This window comes from Vibrio jasicida 090810c, from assembly GCF_002887615.1.
In the GTDB taxonomy this organism is placed as follows: Bacteria; Pseudomonadota; Gammaproteobacteria; order Enterobacterales; family Vibrionaceae; genus Vibrio; species Vibrio jasicida.
The window spans coordinates 450,874-469,428 of the sequence record NZ_CP025792.1; the positions used below are offsets into that span (position 1 = coordinate 450,874).

20 protein-coding genes are annotated in these 18,555 nt (G+C 43.7%); 13 read left to right on the forward strand and 7 right to left on the reverse strand.

Annotated features, from left to right (window positions below):
- Positions 1-5: 5 nt before the first annotated feature.
- The 8 genes from C1S73_RS02190 to uspE all read left to right on the forward strand — a co-directional run bounded on the left by C1S73_RS02190 (position 6) and on the right by uspE (position 6,923).
- Positions 6-182, forward strand: a complete 177-nt coding sequence (locus C1S73_RS02190) for a cbb3-type cytochrome oxidase subunit 3 (RefSeq protein ID WP_009706108.1) — start codon at positions 6-8, stop codon at positions 180-182.
- Positions 182-1,156, forward strand: a complete 975-nt coding sequence (ccoP, locus tag C1S73_RS02195) for a cytochrome-c oxidase, cbb3-type subunit III (RefSeq protein ID WP_038872936.1) — start codon at positions 182-184, stop codon at positions 1,154-1,156. The genes C1S73_RS02190 and ccoP overlap by 1 nt, the downstream gene beginning before the upstream one ends.
- An 89-nt stretch (positions 1,157-1,245) precedes the next feature.
- Positions 1,246-1,722: a FixH family protein gene (locus tag C1S73_RS02200; protein WP_038872933.1), complete on the forward strand. Its 477-nt coding sequence runs from the start codon at positions 1,246-1,248 to the stop codon at positions 1,720-1,722.
- 4 nt (positions 1,723-1,726) lie between these two features.
- Entirely contained in the window at positions 1,727-4,090 is a 2,364-nt protein-coding gene (locus C1S73_RS02205) for a heavy metal translocating P-type ATPase (RefSeq protein ID WP_038872930.1), read from the forward strand.
- Between the two features lie 15 nt (positions 4,091-4,105).
- On the forward strand, positions 4,106-4,270 hold the full coding sequence (ccoS, locus tag C1S73_RS02210) for a cbb3-type cytochrome oxidase assembly protein CcoS (protein WP_010447939.1): 165 nt from the start codon (positions 4,106-4,108) through the stop codon (positions 4,268-4,270).
- Between the two features lie 9 nt (positions 4,271-4,279).
- Positions 4,280-4,957, forward strand: a complete 678-nt coding sequence (locus C1S73_RS02215; protein ID WP_038872927.1) for a sulfite exporter TauE/SafE family protein — start codon at positions 4,280-4,282, stop codon at positions 4,955-4,957.
- Between the two features lie 90 nt (positions 4,958-5,047).
- Complete coding sequence (locus C1S73_RS02220; RefSeq protein WP_038872924.1) at positions 5,048-5,794, forward strand: FNR family transcription factor; 747 nt, start codon at positions 5,048-5,050, stop codon at positions 5,792-5,794.
- A gap of 181 nt (positions 5,795-5,975) precedes the next feature.
- On the forward strand, positions 5,976-6,923 hold the full coding sequence (gene uspE / locus C1S73_RS02225; protein WP_038872922.1) for a universal stress protein UspE: 948 nt from the start codon (positions 5,976-5,978) through the stop codon (positions 6,921-6,923).
- A 125-nt stretch (positions 6,924-7,048) separates the two neighbouring features.
- Here the strand turns inward: uspE and ttcA are convergent, their stop codons facing one another.
- From ttcA to C1S73_RS02245, 4 genes are all read right to left on the reverse strand, one after another.
- A complete protein-coding gene (gene ttcA, locus C1S73_RS02230; protein WP_038872920.1) occupies positions 7,049-7,942 on the reverse strand; it encodes a tRNA 2-thiocytidine(32) synthetase TtcA in 894 nt (297 codons plus the stop codon).
- 198 nt (positions 7,943-8,140) lie between these two features.
- Positions 8,141-8,803 carry a DUF2987 domain-containing protein gene (locus C1S73_RS02235; RefSeq protein ID WP_038872917.1) on the reverse strand — a complete coding sequence of 221 codons (663 nt, stop codon included), beginning with the start codon at positions 8,801-8,803 and terminating at the stop codon, positions 8,141-8,143.
- Between the two features lie 17 nt (positions 8,804-8,820).
- Positions 8,821-9,657 (reverse strand): glucosaminidase domain-containing protein, encoded by an 837-nt coding sequence (locus C1S73_RS02240; RefSeq protein WP_038872914.1) that lies wholly within the window; start codon positions 9,655-9,657, stop codon positions 8,821-8,823.
- Positions 9,650-10,447: a DUF2189 domain-containing protein gene (locus C1S73_RS02245; protein ID WP_038872759.1), complete on the reverse strand. Its 798-nt coding sequence runs from the start codon at positions 10,445-10,447 to the stop codon at positions 9,650-9,652. The genes C1S73_RS02240 and C1S73_RS02245 overlap by 8 nt, the downstream gene beginning before the upstream one ends.
- A gap of 402 nt (positions 10,448-10,849) precedes the next feature.
- Between C1S73_RS02245 and potA the strand changes: the two genes are divergently transcribed.
- From potA to C1S73_RS02270, 5 genes are all read left to right on the forward strand, one after another.
- Positions 10,850-11,965 (forward strand): spermidine/putrescine ABC transporter ATP-binding protein PotA, encoded by a 1,116-nt coding sequence (gene potA, locus C1S73_RS02250; RefSeq protein WP_009706100.1) that lies wholly within the window; start codon positions 10,850-10,852, stop codon positions 11,963-11,965.
- Positions 11,946-12,806 carry a spermidine/putrescine ABC transporter permease PotB gene (gene potB / locus C1S73_RS02255; protein WP_038872757.1) on the forward strand — a complete coding sequence of 287 codons (861 nt, stop codon included), beginning with the start codon at positions 11,946-11,948 and terminating at the stop codon, positions 12,804-12,806. Before potA ends, potB begins: the two co-directional genes overlap by 20 nt.
- On the forward strand, positions 12,806-13,576 hold the full coding sequence (gene potC / locus C1S73_RS02260) for a spermidine/putrescine ABC transporter permease PotC (protein ID WP_005389180.1): 771 nt from the start codon (positions 12,806-12,808) through the stop codon (positions 13,574-13,576). The genes potB and potC overlap by 1 nt, the downstream gene beginning before the upstream one ends.
- Before the next feature lie 102 nt (positions 13,577-13,678).
- Positions 13,679-14,710 (forward strand): extracellular solute-binding protein, encoded by a 1,032-nt coding sequence (locus tag C1S73_RS02265; protein WP_038872754.1) that lies wholly within the window; start codon positions 13,679-13,681, stop codon positions 14,708-14,710.
- A 243-nt stretch (positions 14,711-14,953) separates the two neighbouring features.
- The gene (locus tag C1S73_RS02270; RefSeq protein ID WP_038872751.1) at positions 14,954-15,991 is read left to right on the forward strand and encodes an extracellular solute-binding protein; all 1,038 of its coding nucleotides are present in this window, start codon (positions 14,954-14,956) and stop codon (positions 15,989-15,991) included.
- 179 nt (positions 15,992-16,170) lie between these two features.
- Here the strand turns inward: C1S73_RS02270 and cobB are convergent, their stop codons facing one another.
- From cobB to C1S73_RS02285, 3 genes are all read right to left on the reverse strand, one after another.
- Positions 16,171-16,902: a Sir2 family NAD+-dependent deacetylase gene (gene cobB / locus C1S73_RS02275; RefSeq protein ID WP_038872748.1), complete on the reverse strand. Its 732-nt coding sequence runs from the start codon at positions 16,900-16,902 to the stop codon at positions 16,171-16,173.
- Between the two features lie 190 nt (positions 16,903-17,092).
- Complete coding sequence (locus C1S73_RS02280) at positions 17,093-17,509, reverse strand: hypothetical protein (RefSeq protein ID WP_038872746.1); 417 nt, start codon at positions 17,507-17,509, stop codon at positions 17,093-17,095.
- Entirely contained in the window at positions 17,493-18,545 is a 1,053-nt protein-coding gene (locus C1S73_RS02285) for a formate dehydrogenase subunit gamma (protein WP_038872744.1), read from the reverse strand. Before C1S73_RS02285 ends, C1S73_RS02280 begins: the two co-directional genes overlap by 17 nt.
- Positions 18,546-18,555: the final 10 nt, after the last annotated feature.

The following is an 18,555-nucleotide window of genomic DNA, read 5'->3' on the forward strand; positions in this document are numbered from 1 at the left end:
GTTACATGGATTTCGGTACAATTCATAGTATTTATACCGTAGTACTCTTCGCGAGTTTCATTGGCATCGTATGGTGGGCATTTGGTAAGAAACGTAAAGCACGTTTCGAAGAAGATGCTAACTTGGTGTTTGCAGACGAAGAGCAAAAAACGACCCCAAATAACCAAGGAGTGAAGAAGTAATGACTACATTCTGGAGTCTCTGGATTATCGTGATTACTGTCGGTACGCTGGTAGGCTGTGCGATCCTCTTGACTTGGTGCGCTAAAGATAAAATGGGCGTCGAGGAAGGGGAAGACATGGGCCACGAGTACGATGGTATTCGCGAGCTTAACAACCCTCTGCCAAAATGGTGGACATACTTATTTGTGAGCACGTTTGTGTTTGCAGCTGTATATCTAACTCTATTTCCAGGTCTAGGTAGCTTTAAAGGCGTCCTCAACTGGCAGAGTTCAGATCAAACCGTACGTACGTTGGAAGAATCTAAAGAAGCCATCGCACGAGCACAAGAAAACAAGCAGCTTAACCAATATGCTAAAGAGCTTGATGATGCAGATGCTTACTTCGGAGAAGCGTTCCGTGCACTTGCTCATAATTCAGAAGGTCTACGCCCTATCCCTGAGATTGCGCAAGATCCTGAAGCGCTTAAAGTTGGTCAACGTTTGTTCCTACAGAACTGTTCGCAATGTCACGGTTCTGATGCTCGCGGTCAGAAAGGCTTCCCTAACCTAACTGACGACGCGTGGTTATACGGTGGCGAGCCAGCAGCTATTGTTACTACTATCATGCAAGGCCGTATCGGGCAGATGCCTGCGTGGAAAGATGCACTTGGCGAACAAGGTGTTCAAGAAGTAGTAAGCTACACGCTAAGCCTATCTGGTCGTAAAGTGAATGCACGTGAAGCGGAAGCTGGTAAAGCTCGCTTTGTAGTGTGTGCAGCTTGTCACGGCACAGATGGTAAAGGTAACCCTGCTGTAGGTGCACCTGACCTAACTGACCAAGACTGGTTATTCGGCGATTCACGCGCTGCAGTAACAGAAACAGTTATGAACGGTCGCTCTGGTGTGATGCCAGCTTGGAAGGACATTCTAGGCGAAGACAAAGTTCAACTTGTCGCGGCATACGTCTGGAGTTTAAGCAACTCTGACAATAAGTAACATTTCAATAACAGCCCCTTTCATAGGGGCTGTCTTTCCTTTAAATTTAAAGCCTTACATTTTTTCATTTAGCTGTTGAGAACTTTTTTATGGTAAAGCCTTGGTATAAACAATTTTGGCCGTGGTTCCTGATCATCCTACCTCTAACTGTGGTGATTTGGACAATCGTTACTGTGATCGTATTCGCCAACAACTCGGTATCTTTGGTCGCTGAGGATTACTATAAAAAAGGCAAAGGTATCAACATCGACATCAGTAAAATGAATGTCGCTCGAGACCTTGGTCTTAACGCTACCGTTTCATCAGATGATAACACGGTAGTTATCTCTTTTAACAAAGGAGAACTGCCGCACTTCCCTGCGCTAACCGCGACGTTTACACACCGCACGTTGCCAGACCGTGATTTTACTAAGCTTCTCACTGCCGATGCGAAAGGCAACTATCGTTTGACGCAAGAAGACTCTATTCAAGGTCCTTGGTTTGTTGAACTTGAACCACACAACAAAGAATGGATGATTCAAGGTCGAGTTGAATTCCCTGCACAACCAACAATATTAATGAAGTAAGTCTATGTGTAAATCCTGTTATCACTGCGGTGAAGATGTACCAGCCAACACGGATTTCAAAGTAGAAATATTGGGTGAAATTCGCGACATGTGTTGCCCGGGTTGTGAAACTGTGGCACAGACCATTGTCGAGAGTGGGCTCGTCTCCTACTACCAATACCGCACTGCACCAGCTGAAAAAGCAGATTTAGTTCCGGAACAGCTCCAAGCGCTGATTCATTATGATAATGAAGAAGTTCAATCGGAGTTTGTTCGTAATAATGAGAACACCTCTGAAGTCACGCTTTCCTTGGATGGCGTTTCTTGCGCAGCTTGCGCTTGGCTAATCGAAAAGCAAGTCTCGGGCGTAAAAGGCTTAGTGTCAATCCGTGTAAATACCACCACGAACCGAGCTTTACTTGCGTGGGATAAAACACAAGTTCGTCTCAGCGAATTGCTCTCTGTGATTCACAAACTCGGTTATAAGGCTGCACCTTTTGAAGCGGATAAACAAGAAGCCGCATATCACCACACAATGAAGCAATACCTGTATCGCTTAGGCATTGCAGGCCTTGCAACCATGCAAGTAATGATGTTAGCAGTGGCGTTGTATCTGGAAGTTTTTGGCGATTTAGAGCCGGAGTTTAAAAACTACTTCCGATGGGTAAGCTTAATCTTCGCAACTCCTGTACTGCTCTATTCTGCGCTTCCCTTTTACCTCAATGCATGGCGAAGTATTAGAGGACGAACGCTTGGTATGGACGTTCCTGTGTCCATCGCATTAATCTTTGCTTATGTGGCAAGTCTAATCGCAACGGTGACAGAGCAAGGTGAAGTATTCTTTGAATCCATCTCGATGTTTACTTTTTTCTTGTTGGTTGGTCGATTCTTAGAAATGCGTGCTCGTCGCAAAGCCGCGGCTGCTAGCGGTAACCTTCTTAAACTCATTCCTGCGATTGCCACCACGTTAGACGGTGAACAAATCCCAGTTAAGACACTAAAGGTCGGCGATCGCATTCGCGTTCTTCCTGGCGAACATATTCCTGCCGATGGCAAAGTGATTTCTGGTCGTATCCATATCGACGAGTCTATGCTGACCGGAGAGTCTGTTCATGTAGTTAAGAAGGCGGGAGATGCCGTTTATGCGGGCACATTGAATGGCGAGGAGTCTTTCGATCTCGAAGTGACGAATTCAAAAGCAGATTCGATGATTTCTAATATCGTTCGTCTTCAAGATGAAGCTCAGCATTCTAAGCCTAAAATCGCTGAAATTGCCGACGTAGTAGCTCGTTATTTTGTTGGCGCGATTCTAATCATTTCAGCTGGCACGTGGCTTTACTGGCACCAAACCAAACCTGATGATGCGTTCTGGATTATGCTGTCTGTTTTGGTAGCGACTTGTCCATGCGCCCTATCCTTAGCAACGCCAACCGCACTAACTTGTGCAACCTCTCGAATGGGTAATTTTGGTATTTTGCTACGTAAAGGCCATGTTTTCGAAACGTTGTGTAAGATTAATCATCTTGTCGTAGATAAGACAGGTACGCTGACCAAAGGCGACATCGAAATTAATCAAACTCAAACCTTCGCTAGCTTTAACGAAGGTGAAGCACTTGCGATCGCATCGGCACTTGAAGCGCACGCAAACCACCCTATTGCTCGGGCATTCTCAGGGTTTGGTCAAGAAGACGTTACTGTAAGTAATGTTCAAAACATCATTGGTTCTGGTATTCAAGGTAATTGGAACAATAAGACAGTAAAGATCGGCAGCGCTACTTTTGTGGTTGGTGAGAACCGAGATGAAAGCAACGCCGTCTATCTCTCTGTCGACGAAAAACACGTTGCAACCTTCAATTACCGTGACCCGATTCGTAAAGAGAGCAAAGCATTCATCCAGCGTTTTGCGGATGCAGGTATCAAGACAACGCTATTGACTGGTGATTCTTTGCAAAACGCTCAACCAGTCGCTAACGAAATGGGTATTGACCATGTGATCGCCTCAGCAAAACCAGAAGACAAACTCGCGTATCTTCAAGGACTAGATAAAAACGACATCACTATGATGGTCGGTGATGGCATTAACGATGCACCTACTCTTGCAGGTGCACACCTATCCGTTGCGATGGGTGGTGGTACGGATGTCGCCAAAGCTTCTGCAGATATGACCCTTCTAGGCGATAATTTAGAGAAGCTATTAGAAGCAAGATTACTTGCGATACGTACAAGAAAGATAATCCGAGAAAACTTGGCTTGGTCTTTAGGTTACAACCTGCTAATTTTGCCATTGGCAGTTGCAGGTCTTGTCGCACCTTATGTTGCCGTTGTTGGTATGTCTGCGAGTTCTATCATTGTAGTATCCAACTCATTGCGACTGCTTAAAGAGAAGTAAAGTAAGAGAGCTAACATGGAAAGTCTTTACATTTTAATCCCTATCGCCATTGTTTTGGTCTGTGTGGCGGTTGCTATTTTCCTATGGGCCGTTCGCAGTGATCAGTTTGAAGATCTAGAGCGACAAGGCCACAACATTCTTCTCGATGAAGATGAAAAACCAAATAACAAAAAACCGTAACGTTACTCTATGAGTCCAGATTTTATCGGTGCTTTTATGATTGGCTTGGTCGGGGCTGGTCATTGTATGGGGATGTGTGGTGGTATCGCGTCACTACTCTCTATGGGCACAAAAAACACTAAGCCTTCACCCGTTATCCCTCTCTTCTACAATATTGGACGCCTCGCTAGCTACGGTTGTGTTGGAGCAATGGTTGGTGGGGCTATTTCTGGCTTGTCTGAACTGAGTGGATTAACCCAATCATTAGCGTGGCTCCGCTTTATTGCGGCTATATTCATGATTTTGGTTGCTTTATATATTGCTAAATGGTGGCAAGGCCTGCTGATTATTGAAAAACTTGGGCAGTCCCTTTGGAAATTGATTTCACCTGCCGGTAGGAGCCTACTCCCACTCAAACACCCTTTACATGCCCTCCCGTTTGGGTTTATCTGGGGATGGTTACCGTGCGGCTTAGTGTACTCGGCTCTCACTTGGTCAGCAATGTCAGGAAGCGCATTAAGTGGCGGGATGATCATGCTGGCATTTGGTCTTGGTACTCTTCCATCGATGCTCGCGATCGGATACGGAGCGAGCCACTTTCAGAAGTTGCAAAAGTCGTTAATATTTAGAAACATCTCAGCGTTAATCTTAATAACTTATGGCGTGTATACTGCCGCCGGAGCTATGCGAATGCTCGGTTTCATATAGTATGAAAGTCGTTTTCAATAATTTTTTTGCTACCCTTTAGAAGTAAGCGGTGATAAAATATTGATGTATATCAAATAGTGAAAGGTTGTTATGATTTCTGAAAAACCTGCAACAAAGCGTATCCAATCAGGTGGTTGCGCGATTCATTGCCAAGATTGTAGCATTAGCCAACTGTGTATTCCGTTCACTCTAAACGAGTCTGAGCTGGATCAGTTGGATCAAATCATCGAGCGTAAAAAGCCGATCCAAAAAGGCCAAGAGCTTTTTAAAGCAGGTGATGAGCTAAAATCTCTGTACGCTATCCGCTCTGGCACGATAAAGAGTTACACCATTACAGAGCAAGGCGATGAGCAAATCACTGCGTTTCACTTAGCTGGTGACCTTGTAGGTTTTGACGCAATAACAGGTGACCAACACCCAAGTTTTGCTCAAGCGCTTGAAACTTCTATGGTTTGTGAGATTCCATACGAAATCCTTGATGACCTATCAGGAAAAATGCCTAAGCTTCGCCAACAAATCATGCGTTTGATGAGTAACGAGATTAAAGGCGACCAAGAAATGATTCTGCTTCTTTCTAAAAAGAATGCAGAAGAACGTCTTGCTGCATTCCTGTACAACCTATCAACACGTTTTTCCCAGCGCGGCTTTAGTCCTCGTGAATTTCGTTTAACCATGACTCGTGGTGACATTGGTAACTATCTTGGTCTAACGGTAGAAACCATTAGCCGTTTACTTGGTCGCTTCCAGAAATCTGAAATTCTGAGCGTAAAAGGTAAGTACATCACCATCTTAGATCACGATGCATTGATGGAACTTGCAGGCGTTAGCAAAGACTAATTTGCCCTATCAATTGATGTAGCTCGAAAATGAGCTACATCATATTTCTTCTAAAATCCCTTCGAAAGTCCTCAAATTCTTCTTCAAACTGAGCTACAGTAAAAATGTACCTTGTGTACTCCAATATACTGATTTACTTTATATTCAGTATTTGGTTTTACAATAATAAGTGGGCTTAGATATGAGTATATACAGTAAGATCCTTGTTGTTGCTGACATCAATAATGATGAGCAGCCAGCACTTGCAAGAGCGGTTCAACTCGCTCGAAAAAGTGTATCCAGAAGCCGAATCACTTTCTTTCTGTCAATCTACGATTTTTCGTATGACATGACCTCAATGCTGTCGGTCGATGAAAGAGATGCTATGCGTCGCGGTGTTATCCACCAACGTGAACAATGGATGCGTAAGATAGCCCAACCGTATTTAGACGATAGCTTCGACTTTGATGTTTGTGTTGTTTGGCATAATCGCCCCTATGAAGCGATCATCGCTGAAGTCTTTGCTGGCGGTCACGACATCGTTATTAAAGGAACGCGTAAGCACGACGTTCTAGAATCCGTCATTTTCACTCCTACAGATTGGCATTTGTTGCGTAAGTGCCCTATCCCTGTACTTTTAATTAAGAACGCTGATTGGCCTGAGCATGCGAAGATACTCGCTTCTGTTCACGTAGGCTCGGAAAATCCAACACATATTGACTTGAATGATTCGATGGTAGAGCGTCTTAAAGAAATCAGTAACCGACTTGATGCCGACCCGTACCTTGTTAATGCGTACCCTGTTACGCCAGCCAACATCACAATTGAGTTGCCGGAATTTGATCCTACAACCTATACAGACGCTGTACGTGGGCATCATTTAACCGCAATGAAAGCGCTTCGCCAGAAACATGGTCTTGATGAAGAGCAAACGATCGTCGAGCAAGGCTTACCAGAAGATATTATCCCAGCAACAGCAGAAAAACTAAGTGCAGCGATGGTGATTCTTGGTACAACTGGTCGCACTGGGCTTTCTGCGGTGTTTATTGGTAACACTGCTGAGCATGTGATTGATAAAATCAATTGCGACGTACTGGCATTAAAACCAAACGGTTACATCAGTCCGCTCGATCCGAATACAGCGACATAACAGCGCTTGTTTTTGAAATGATATAGAAATGAAAATCCCCCACTTGTTGGGGGATTTTTTATTCTGTTCACGGCCTTAAGGCACGCAAATTAAAAAGGAGGCTTATTTCGCCTCCTCTTTTCGAATTAGATGTTGGTTACATCGATAAACATTGATTCGTCGATGTTTGTCGAAGATACCACTGCTTCACTGAATTCGTATTCTTCGCGGTTACCTTCACGATCTAATGGTAGGTTTACAAAGTCGAAGAGTTCACGGTCAGCAAGCTGGCTTGGACTTACGTTCTGGATTGACTTGAAGATAGCTTCTACGCGACCAGGTGTTTTCTTATCCCAATCGATCAACATCGCTTTAATCGATTGACGTTGAAGGTTCTCTTGAGAACCACATAAGTTACAAGGAATGATTGGGAACTCTTTATGTTCTGCGTATTTGATTAGGTCTTTTTCACGACAGTAAGTCAGTGGACGGATAACTACGTTACGACCATCATCTGAACGAAGTTTTGGTGGCATCGCTTTAAGGCGTGAGCCATGGAACATGTTCAAGAACATTGTTTCTACAATGTCATCCATGTGGTGACCAAGCGCCAGTTTAGTCGCGCCAATCTTCTCTGCGAACGAATAAAGTGTACCACGACGAAGACGTGAACATAGGCCACAAGTTGTTTTGCCTTCTGGCACTTTCTCTTTAACCACTGAGTAAGTGTCCTTGTCTACGATGTAGTAAGGAATGTTCAGCGTTTCAAAGTAGTCTGGAAGAATATGCTCAGGGAAACCTGGCTGTTTCTGGTCAAGGTTAACTGCGACAACTTCAAACTTGATAGGCGCTGCCTTTTGTAGGTTCAACAGGATATCAAGCATCGCGAATGAATCTTTACCACCACTAATACATGCCATCACAACATCGCCTTCTTCGATCATGTTGTAATCAGTAATGGCATTTCCAACATGTCTTCTAAGACGTTTCTGAAGCTTGTTGAATTCTAGGGTTTCTTTTCTTGTATCTACTTGGTTCATTGCGGGCTCTCACATCGCCGATAAATCGACTAGGGCTTCCTAACTTGGATTTCTATGGGGCGAGGATTATACGAGCTTTTTGCGCAGGATTAAATGTTTGTGTGACGGACTCATCAATAAATGCACTCAAAAACAGCGTCATGAACGTTAGAAACAAAAAAAGAGCCGCAATTGCAGCTCTTCTTCGGTTTCTTATGCTTATTTTTTTGCATTCGGTAGATAAGGTAATACACGAGTCGTTGGTTGAGGTAATGTCATATGACCACCCTCGCCAATTTCACTCATTGCGACTTGCACCTTCCCATTAACAATCGCTTTTTGAGCCCCATTAGAGAACGTAATAGTATCATTAAGTTCGTTAGCGAACTCCATGGTTACACCTTGTACTTGGGGCGTAAACCAACCCGCAAACATACCTCCAAGATCTTCAAGTAAGGCTTGCATTTGAGGCATCAAAGGCTTCAATTCTTCGTACGTAACGCTACCCTGTAACGGTTCTTTCGTCATGACTACAAGAGAGTAATCACAGCGTGTATCTTTGGGCGTTTGTACAAAGACAAGTGGATTCGCTGACTTTAGGTTTTTATCTATAGGAAGCGGTAGCTCTTTCGAAGTTGGTATCACAAACTCCTCAAAATGCTCTTCCTTTTCCATCCATGCTTTTTCGATTTCACACAATTGTTTTGTATCAGAATCAACAAAGAAAACACCGACTCTAACGTCATCATGGCCGTCTTTAATATTGTTCTTTAATTGCGTGTAAAGTTTAGAATACGTAAACATGTATTCTTGAGCGTGAGTGATAGGCGATGCCAAGATCAGTACCGCACTACCCAGTAAACTTAGGCTTAACTTCTTCATCCGATCCGTTATTTCTTTTATTGTGTCCAGTAAGCGTTATTGTGACGAATCATCGCCCGCAAGTCATTCACATAAGCGATACCGCGTTCAGAATAAGCAAGCAGACCGTGAGTAAGTTCTGATGCCGTCGCCACAGATAACAAATCCTTGTGTTTCCCTGCTAAATTCGCACGAATATCACGTAAATCAACATACGCACGATTACGATTCACATTCATAAAATAGCCATGTACAGACTCTTGTACAGTGTCAAACTTCTCTACTTCGTGCGTTTTACCTGCACCGCGTTTCGCAGGGACGATTCCGCAGCCCTTCTTATAACACCATTGACCAAACAAGTTGTTTGCTTCGGTTGCAAAACGAGAGGTGCCCCACGCAGATTCATTCGCAGCCTGTGTTAACACCAAAGCCTCAGGCAAAACATTAACTCGCTTAAGCATTTCATCCAACCAAGTTTCCGTTACCGTCTCGTCTTGTAATGGATAAGAGTAAAGTGCAGCCAAGCGTTTAGCATATGAAGTTTGTTCTGAGCTTAACTCGCCAAGTTTCAAAGCCGTTAAGAAGGCACGCTCTTTTTCTATGCGCTGATTTTCTAACGTAATTTTCGGTCGAAGGAAGTCAAAGAACGCTGTCTTCTTATCTTTCGTGTCCTTAATCGAGTTGAAATCAGGAATGTCACCAATATAAGGGAGGTTAGACAAGTCTGGGTGTGTTACCGGGCCGTGTACCACCTGCGAGTCAATCGCATTGCGATATTCGCGGTCATAGTGCAAATATGGTCCTACAGAAACAAAAGTGGCGGCTATTGTGATAGCCGCCACTCGTAAACTCATTGATTTTAAAGATTTAGGCATCAAACACCTGAGAGTTACCATCGTGATCGTTATCATTTTGCTGTGTCGCTACGATCTTTAACTTGATACCAAACATTTCGCGGTACAGGATTCCCTTCAAATGGAAGAAGAACGGTAGCACGAAGATCAAGCCAATTCCGTAGAACATTGCAGCAATAATAAACATCAACATCACGCCCAAGTAAAGCCCTGCAAGAACAAAAATCTTCTTGTTGACTGCACGAAGAGACAATAGTAATGATTGCATTGGTGGCACTCTTTTCTCACAAATCAATAAGATAGAATGACTAAAAGCTAAAGAAAGGTATAACGATAGCAGAGGAAAAATCATCCCAGCTACGCCCTGCAGCATTAGACTAAATAGCGTCGCTAAAATCACTGGCACCGTGAATTGTAGGCCTTTACCAACGTGACGTACTTTTGTTTTCAACCCAGCGACATGGCTCATAGCCATCAAACTGATACCCGCATAAATTGGCGCACTGATCACTTCGTAACTAAAGTTAGCGACATAAATAGCAGAGACGATGTCAGTGGTAAAAGACTCAGGGTCTTGCAACGCATCAAGAATCACACCTGGGTCACCTAATTGAAGTTGCAATGCGATATAGAAGATGCCCAACTGAACGAAAAGCAACAAGATGATCGCTGGCGAGAAGGACAAAAATTGTTGAATGGTCGTGCGCCAAGCCTCACTAAAAACAGCACCCGCTTTTAGTTCATACTTGCCAGAAAGAGCTCGCTCTACACTCCCTCCTAAATTGAAATCTTTCTCAAAATCGTTGTTCATATGTTATCCAAGGCTAACTTGTAAATTTTTTTCTGGAAAACCAGCCAATTAATAAGGGCGTCATTATAAATGAAATCTTTCCAAGTCTAAAATCAGATCTCGGCCTCAATACTTGCAATATCTTCTATTTGGTCGATAATTAACCACTCGCAAATCTATGAAATTGAAAACATTTGCTGGCGAAATTAAAACCCTACAAAACGATAGCGAAAGCGTAAATACCCCCATAAAAACAGTATGGTAAGGAATGTTTACTTTTGCCTGCAAAATTTTTTCTGTTTCAAGATAAGAAAATGCTTTGATTTCACAATTTTGGTGATTATGATGCGCGCCTCAAAAGTGAATGACTAATGTCACATCAATGGGATATAACCCAATTTGAACGTGGGAGAAATACAGACGTTGAACGCTAAACAGCAAGCAGGAAAGCCAGTAGTTCGTCTATCTGGTATTAGCAAAAGTTTCGATGGCAAGGAAATCATCGGTAATTTAAATCTGGATGTTAATCATGGTGAGTTTCTGACGATTCTTGGCCCATCTGGTTGTGGTAAGACAACGGTTTTACGCATGATCGCTGGCTTTGAAACGGCAGACAACGGTCAAATCGTATTAGATGACCAAGATGTAACACAGGTTCCTGCAGAGCAAAGGCACGTCAACACGGTATTTCAGAGTTACGCACTCTTTCCTCATATGACCGTATTTGAAAACGTTGCATTTGGTCTTCGTATGCAGAAAACACCTGCTGCAGAGATCGAGCCACGAGTAATGGATGCGCTGCGCATGGTTCGCCTAGAAAAAATGGCACAGCGTAAGCCTCATCAACTTTCTGGTGGTCAGCAACAACGTATCGCGATTGCGCGTGCGGTTGTGAACAAGCCAAAAGTACTGCTGCTAGATGAATCTCTATCTGCACTTGATTACAAACTACGTAAGCAAATGCAAATCGAGCTTAAACAGCTTCAGCGTCAACTTGGTATTACCTTTATCTTCGTTACGCACGATCAGGAAGAAGCCCTATCGATGTCTGACCGTATTATTGTTATGCGCGACGGTGTTATCGAACAAGATGGCTCTCCACGTGAGATCTACGAAGAACCTAAGAACCTATTTGTTGCTCGCTTTATCGGTGAGATCAACGTATTCAACGCAACCATGCTAGATCGTATAGATGAGAAACGTATCCGTGCAGAAATTGAAGGTGTTGAATCGGTGGTTTACTACGATCAAGAAGCACAAGCCGGTGACAAACTTCAAGTACTACTTCGCCCAGAAGACTTGCGTATCGAAGAGATTAAAGAGTCTGAAGAAAAAGGCATCGTAGGTCACGTAACAGAGCGTACCTATAAAGGTATGACGCTAGATTCAGTTATTCAATTGGATTCTGGTATGCGCGTGATGGTAAGCGAATTCTTTAACGAAGATGATCCAGATGTGGACCACTCACTCGGCCAGAAAGTCGCTATCACTTGGGTTGAGAGCTGGGAGGTAGTACTAAATGATAAGCAAGAAGCTTAATCTTCAGAACGCGATCATTGCCCTAATTGTTGGTTGGTTAACACTTTTCGTGTTGGTACCAAACCTAATGATTATTGGTACAAGTTTCTTGACGCGTGATGAAGCAAACCTAATTGAATTAACGTTTACTTTCGACAACTACCTTCGCTTGCTTGACCCTCTGTACGCGAAAGTGCTAATGCACTCTTTCTACATGGCGATCATCGCGACATTGTTGTGTTTGGTTATCGGTTATCCATTTGCCTACATCGTAGCGAAAATGCCAGAGAAATGGCGTCCGTTTATGTTGTTCTTGGTTATCGTACCGTTCTGGACAAACTCTCTGATCCGTACATACGGACTAAAGATTGTTCTTGGTACACAAGGTGTCTTAAACAAATCGCTGATGGCAATGGAAATCATCGATAAGCCGATACGCTTAATGTATACAGAAACGGCAGTGATGATCGGTCTTGTATACATCCTTCTTCCGTTCATGATTTTGCCGCTTTATTCGGCAATCGAGAAGCTAGACAACACTTACATTGAAGCGGCAAAAGATCTTGGTGCGAACAAGTTTCAAACCATTACGCGAGTAATTTTGCCTTTAACAATGCCTGGCATTATCGGCGGTTGTTTGTTGGTTCTACTACCTGCACTGGGTATGTTCTACATCTCTGACCTTCTTGGCGGCGCGAAGAACCTACTGATCGGTAACGTAATTAAGAGCCAAGTATTGAACGCTCGTGACTGGCCATTTGGTGCTGCGACCAGTATCGCCCTCACCTTCGCAATGGCTGTTATGCTTTATGCTTACTACAGAGCAGGCAAACTATTGAATAAGAAAGTGGAGCTAGACTAATGGGACGCACAGTTAGATTTAGCTTTATGGCGCTGGTATATGCTTTTCTGTATCTACCAATTATCGTCTTAATTGTTAACTCATTTAATGCCAACAAATTTGGTATGAAATGGGGTGGTTTCACCACGAAATGGTACGAAACCTTAGTAAACAACGACAGCCTAATGCAGGCTGCATGGCATTCATTGAACGTAGCGGTATTCTCTGCAACAGCGGCAACCATCATTGGTAGCTTAACGGCTGTTGCCCTATTCCGTTACTCGTTCAAAGGTAAAGGCGCGGTCAACGGCATGTTATTTGTTGTAATGATGTCACCAGATATCGTTATGGCGATTTCATTACTTGCTTTGTTCCTTGTATTAGGTGCACAGCTTGGCTTCTTTACCTTATTGATTGCTCACATCACCTTCTGTCTACCATTCGTTGTGGTAACAGTGTACAGCCGACTAAATGGCTTTGATGTGAAAATGTTGGAAGCAGCGAAAGACCTAGGCGCGAGTGAATGGGTAATCTTAAAACAGATCATTCTTCCTCTTGCAAAACCTGCGGTAGCTGCGGGCTGGTTATTGAGCTTTACCCTGTCTCTGGACGACGTAATTATTAGCTCGTTCGTAACAGGTCCAACTTACGAAATCTTGCCATTGAAGATTTACTCAATGGTTAAGGTGGGCATTTCACCAGAAGTGAACGCCCTAGCAACGGTCATGTTGATTGTTTCTTTGGTATTGGTAGTGATTTCTCAGTTGCTAGCAAGAGAAAAAGTAAAGTAGAATCCGCATCCGTTAACATCACGAAACAGAATGGTTACATGCCATTCTGTTTTTCTATCTATCGTCCAAAATTGGACAACGTTTGGTTTGGAGCTAACGTCAATGAAAAAATGGGCTACTCTATTAGCTGGTAGTGCATGTGCGCTTTCTCTGTTCTCTGGTACAGCGGCAGCGGATGATAAAGAATTAGTATTTATGAACTGGGGTCCTTACATCAACAGTAATATCCTAGAACAATTTACTAAAGAAACTGGCATCAAAGTCATCTACTCGACTTACGAGTCGAATGAAACCTTGTATGCAAAGCTAAAAACTCATAACCAAGGTTATGATCTAGTGGTACCTTCCACTTACTTCGTAGCGAAGATGCGTGACGAAGGTATGCTACAAAAGATCGATAAGACTAAACTGAAAAACTTCGGTAACCTAGATACTAACTACCTAGACAAGCCTTACGATCCGAACAACGACTACTCTATTCCACACGTTGTTGCGATTACAGGTCTAGCGGTTAACGCTGACATGTACGATCCAAACGAGTTCCAAAGCTGGGCTGACCTATGGAAACCTGAGCTTGAAGGTCAAGTAATGCTGATGGATGACACTCGTGAAGTCTTCCATATCGCATTACGTAAATTAGGTTACTCAGGTAACTCTACGGATCCAAAACAAATCGACGAAGCGTACGCAGAGCTACAAAAGCTTATGCCAAACGTTCTAGTATTCAACTCTGATAACCCAGGCGCTCCATACATGTCTGGCGAAGTTGGCGTTGGTATGCTTTGGAATGGTAGCGCGGCAGCTGCTCAAAACGAAGGCATGAACCTAAAGCTTGTATTCCCTAAAGAAGGCGGTATCGGCTGGGTTGATAACTTTGCAATCTCTTCTGGTGCGAAGAACGTAGAAGCTGCTCACAAGATGATCGACTTCCTACTACGTCCAGAAATCGCAGAGCAAATCTCGGCTGACACGGGTTACCTGACTGCTGTTGCAGAGTCTAACGCTAAGTTTAAAGACGTTGCACCATTGTTCCCTTCTCAAGAAGATCTTGACCGTGTTGAATGGCAAGACTCTGTTGGTGACATGACAGCGAAGTACGAAGATTACTTCCTAAAGCTTAAAGCGGGCCAATAATCGCTTAATAAGCCATCTAGTAAATGAAAATAGGCAGCAATACGCTGCCTATTTTCGTAATTGACTGATATAATTACACGTTGCTAGGTTTATTTGACACAGCTTCAACATTCTCCGTCGATGAAGACATGATGTTTAACGTTCGTGCTCAAATAAACAGGATTGTGCTTATCGCAACTTGGCTCAAATCGGTATCTGTTACTAGTATTGATTTGACCTGTTGCTGAACAAAACGGAAATAAAATGAAAAGTAAATTCTACGCAAGCGCACTGTGTGCAGCGACGCTAATCGCTTCCCCTGCAATGGCTGCTGATCAAGAACTGTATTTCTACAACTGGTCGGAATACATTCCAAACGAAGTTCTTGAAGACTTTACAAAAGAAACCGGAATTAAGGTTATCTACTCTACGTACGAGTCTAACGAGAGCATGTACGCAAAGCTGAAAACTCAAGGTTCTGGTTACGACTTGGTAGTACCGTCTACCTATTTCGTATCTAAAATGCGTAAAGAAGGCATGCTGCAAAAGATCGACAAAGAGAAGCTTTCTCACTTTGCTGATCTAGACACTAACTTCCTGAACAAGCCGTTCGACCCGAACAACAACTACTCTATCCCTTACATTTGGGGTGCTACCGGTATTGGTATCAATGCTGACATGCTAGACAAGTCATCGGTTTCTAAGTGGGACGATTTCTGGGATAGCAAGTGGGAAGGTCAACTAATGCTGATGGATGATTCTCGCGAAGTATTCCATATTGCATTGACTAAACTTGGTTACTCACCAAACACGACTAACCCAGACGAGATCAAAGCAGCTTACGAAGAACTGAAAAAGCTAATGCCAAACGTGTTGGTATTTAACTCAGACTTCCCAGCGAACCCATACTTAGCAGGTGAAGTATCACTTGGTATGCTTTGGAATGGTTCTGCTTACATGGCTCGTCAAGAAGGCGCGAACATCGACATCATCTGGCCAGAAAAAGGCACTATCTTCTGGATGGACAGCCTAGCAATTCCAGCTGACGCGAAGAATGTTGATGCAGCTCATAAGATGATCGACTTCCTACTACGTCCTGAGAATGCTGCTAAGATTGCACTAGAGATTGGTTACCCTACTCCAGTGAAAACAGCGCACGACCTACTACCGAAAGAATTTGCTAACGATCCAAGCATCTTCCCACCACAAGAAGTGATGGACAGCGGTACATGGCAAGACGAAGTTGGTGAAGCAAGTGTGCTTTACGATGAGTACTTCCAAAAGCTAAAAGTAGACAACTAATCAGTCTGTCGAGATAGTGTAGAAAAGCGGCTTAGGCCGCTTTTCTTGTATCTGAAGATCGCTATTTGTGGCTCAATCCATACTGCTCAAATTGCAAAGCATCAGAATACAACGTTTCAAGATACAAAAAGGCATCGAATCACTCGATGCCTTTGTTAAAGAAGGTTCTGTCCGTTTAATTAAGCGCTGGCTTCGTTTTCCAGAGCAAGAATTTCATCAACCAATTTTGGCACTTCAATACTTGCTTTGCCGTAACGCTTCTCTTCAAATTCACTCTCGACAGCACTTGGCTCCAAGTTAATTTCAATCGTATGTGCACCATGCATCTTCGCATCATGTACAAAGCCTGCAGCTGGATATACCACGCCAGAAGTACCAATAGAAACAAACAAGTCTGCTTCTTCCAAAGCCGCATAGATCTCACCCATGCGTAGTGGCATTTCACCAAACCAAACAATGTGAGGGCGCATTTGCGCTGGGATCTGGCAACAATGGCACAATTCACCGGTTTCAATGTCTTCTGAATGTTCGATGACTTGGTTGGATTCACTGCAACGTGCTTTAAGCAATTCACCGTGCATGTGAATGATATTGGCGCTACCGCCTCTCTCGTGCAGATTATCAATGTTCTGAGTGATAATAGTCACTTTGCCTTCCAACTGCTCTTCTAGGCGTCCTAGTGCGATATGAGCCGCATTCGGCTTGATATCTTCGCCTTGAAGCTTTGAACGACGTTGGTTGTAAAAGCTTTGAACAAGATCCGGATCGCGGTCGAAACCTTCTGGCGTTGCCACGTCTTCTATTCGGTGATTCTCCCAAAGACCATCTTGAGCTCGAAATGTTTGAATACCAGACTCAGCCGAGATGCCAGCGCCAGTAAGTACGACAATATTTCTGTATGGGAAATTCATAACCTATCCTTGTTGCTCTTTTTATTAAGCTTAACACCGATACAAAAACAACAATAGCAATAAGGATTAGACCATGGTCGTAAGCCTGCTGATTTGCCTCTAATTTCTGCTTAAAAACTGGTGACATTAAGAAGATTTTCTACAATAAAAAAGCCTCGCGTTTGCGAGGCTTTTGAACAGATAGACCGTTTTAAAGGTTTGGACCTGTAGACGGTCTGTGCGGCATATTGTTGCGCAGTTGGTTCATACCTTGGTACATACGTAGGAACCACACGAGAATCGCAAGCGTTGCGAACAGCATACCTACCCAAGGAATGAAATAAGCAACCGTGTCTAACAAGGTACTGTGTACCCAATAATCACTTACGCCAACCAATACACCATTCGATGTTGCCACTGTTACGATCAGAACAACAAAGAACGTGAAGTACAGGAAGAATGTGCGAATCAAGCCGTAGTAATGTGAATTCACTACGTCATTGTCTTCACCTTTATCCAAACGGTAACCCGCGTAAATGATTGCGATAACGCCTGAGATCAAAAACGTAAACGGAGTAAAACAACTCAGGATGTAGGCAACCCAAATCCCGTTATGAGGTTTGTTCATTCGTCTTTGCTCCTTTTACGTCCGTTTGAGCTGTGTCAGCCTCACCCATCGCTTCTTTAGATTTCACTTCTTCATACCAAAGATCGTGGTGCTCTTTCGCCCATGTCTCGTCAACTTCACCAGTAACCATACCTTCTAGTGCACCTTCCATACCGAATAGACCGATGTAGATGTGGAAGATAAAGCCACAGATCAGAATCAGTGCTGAAATCGCGTGAACAAGGTTAGATAGTTCCATATCGCGGCGAGTTTGGCCGAAAATTGGGAAATCCAGAACTAAGCCACTCACTGCAGCAATAGCACCGAAGAAGATCAACAGCCAGTAAATCGCCTTCTCACCACCGTTTGAGAAACCAGCCGATGGATGCGTACCTTTATGCTTACCAACCATGCCGCCCATTTTCATGAACCAACGAATGTCAGTCATTGTTGGAATGGACTTACGCCACCATTTCAACAGAACAAACATCAGCAAGATGAAGAACAGCGGACCCATGTAGTTATGGTACTGCTTCGCCAACATGACGATGAAGCCCCAGAACTCAGTCGGTACGTACGGTTTTAAGAAGTGCTTACCGTAAACCAGCATCAAACCACTGAATGCTAGCGTTAAGAAGGTAAACGCCATGCTCCAGTGTAGTGCGCGGTCTAGTCGAGACCAGCGTTTCATCTTCTTGCCAGTACGTGGCTTGCTTAGCATCAGAGGACCAACGAATACGTAAGCCATGATAACCATTGCGATACTGCCGAAAATTGCGACAGCGCCCGCAGGAGACATCCATTTCTCTTTAAGAATGTACCAAGTCTCACCCGGAGTACTGATCAGCACACCGTGTTCCGCTGATTTCGACGTGGTATAGCCTTCTTGCCCCTCTTTGACCTGACGCCAAAAGTCTGCACCTGCAAGTTGCGTCATCTCCTGTTGTACCACTGGAGATGTGTCTTCTTGCGCAGACGCTGGCATCGCAAAGGTCAGCAGTAATGCTGTCATCATAGACAGCATTACAAGAGACGCACGTTTAAGAGTATTTAACATGTGTCTCTCC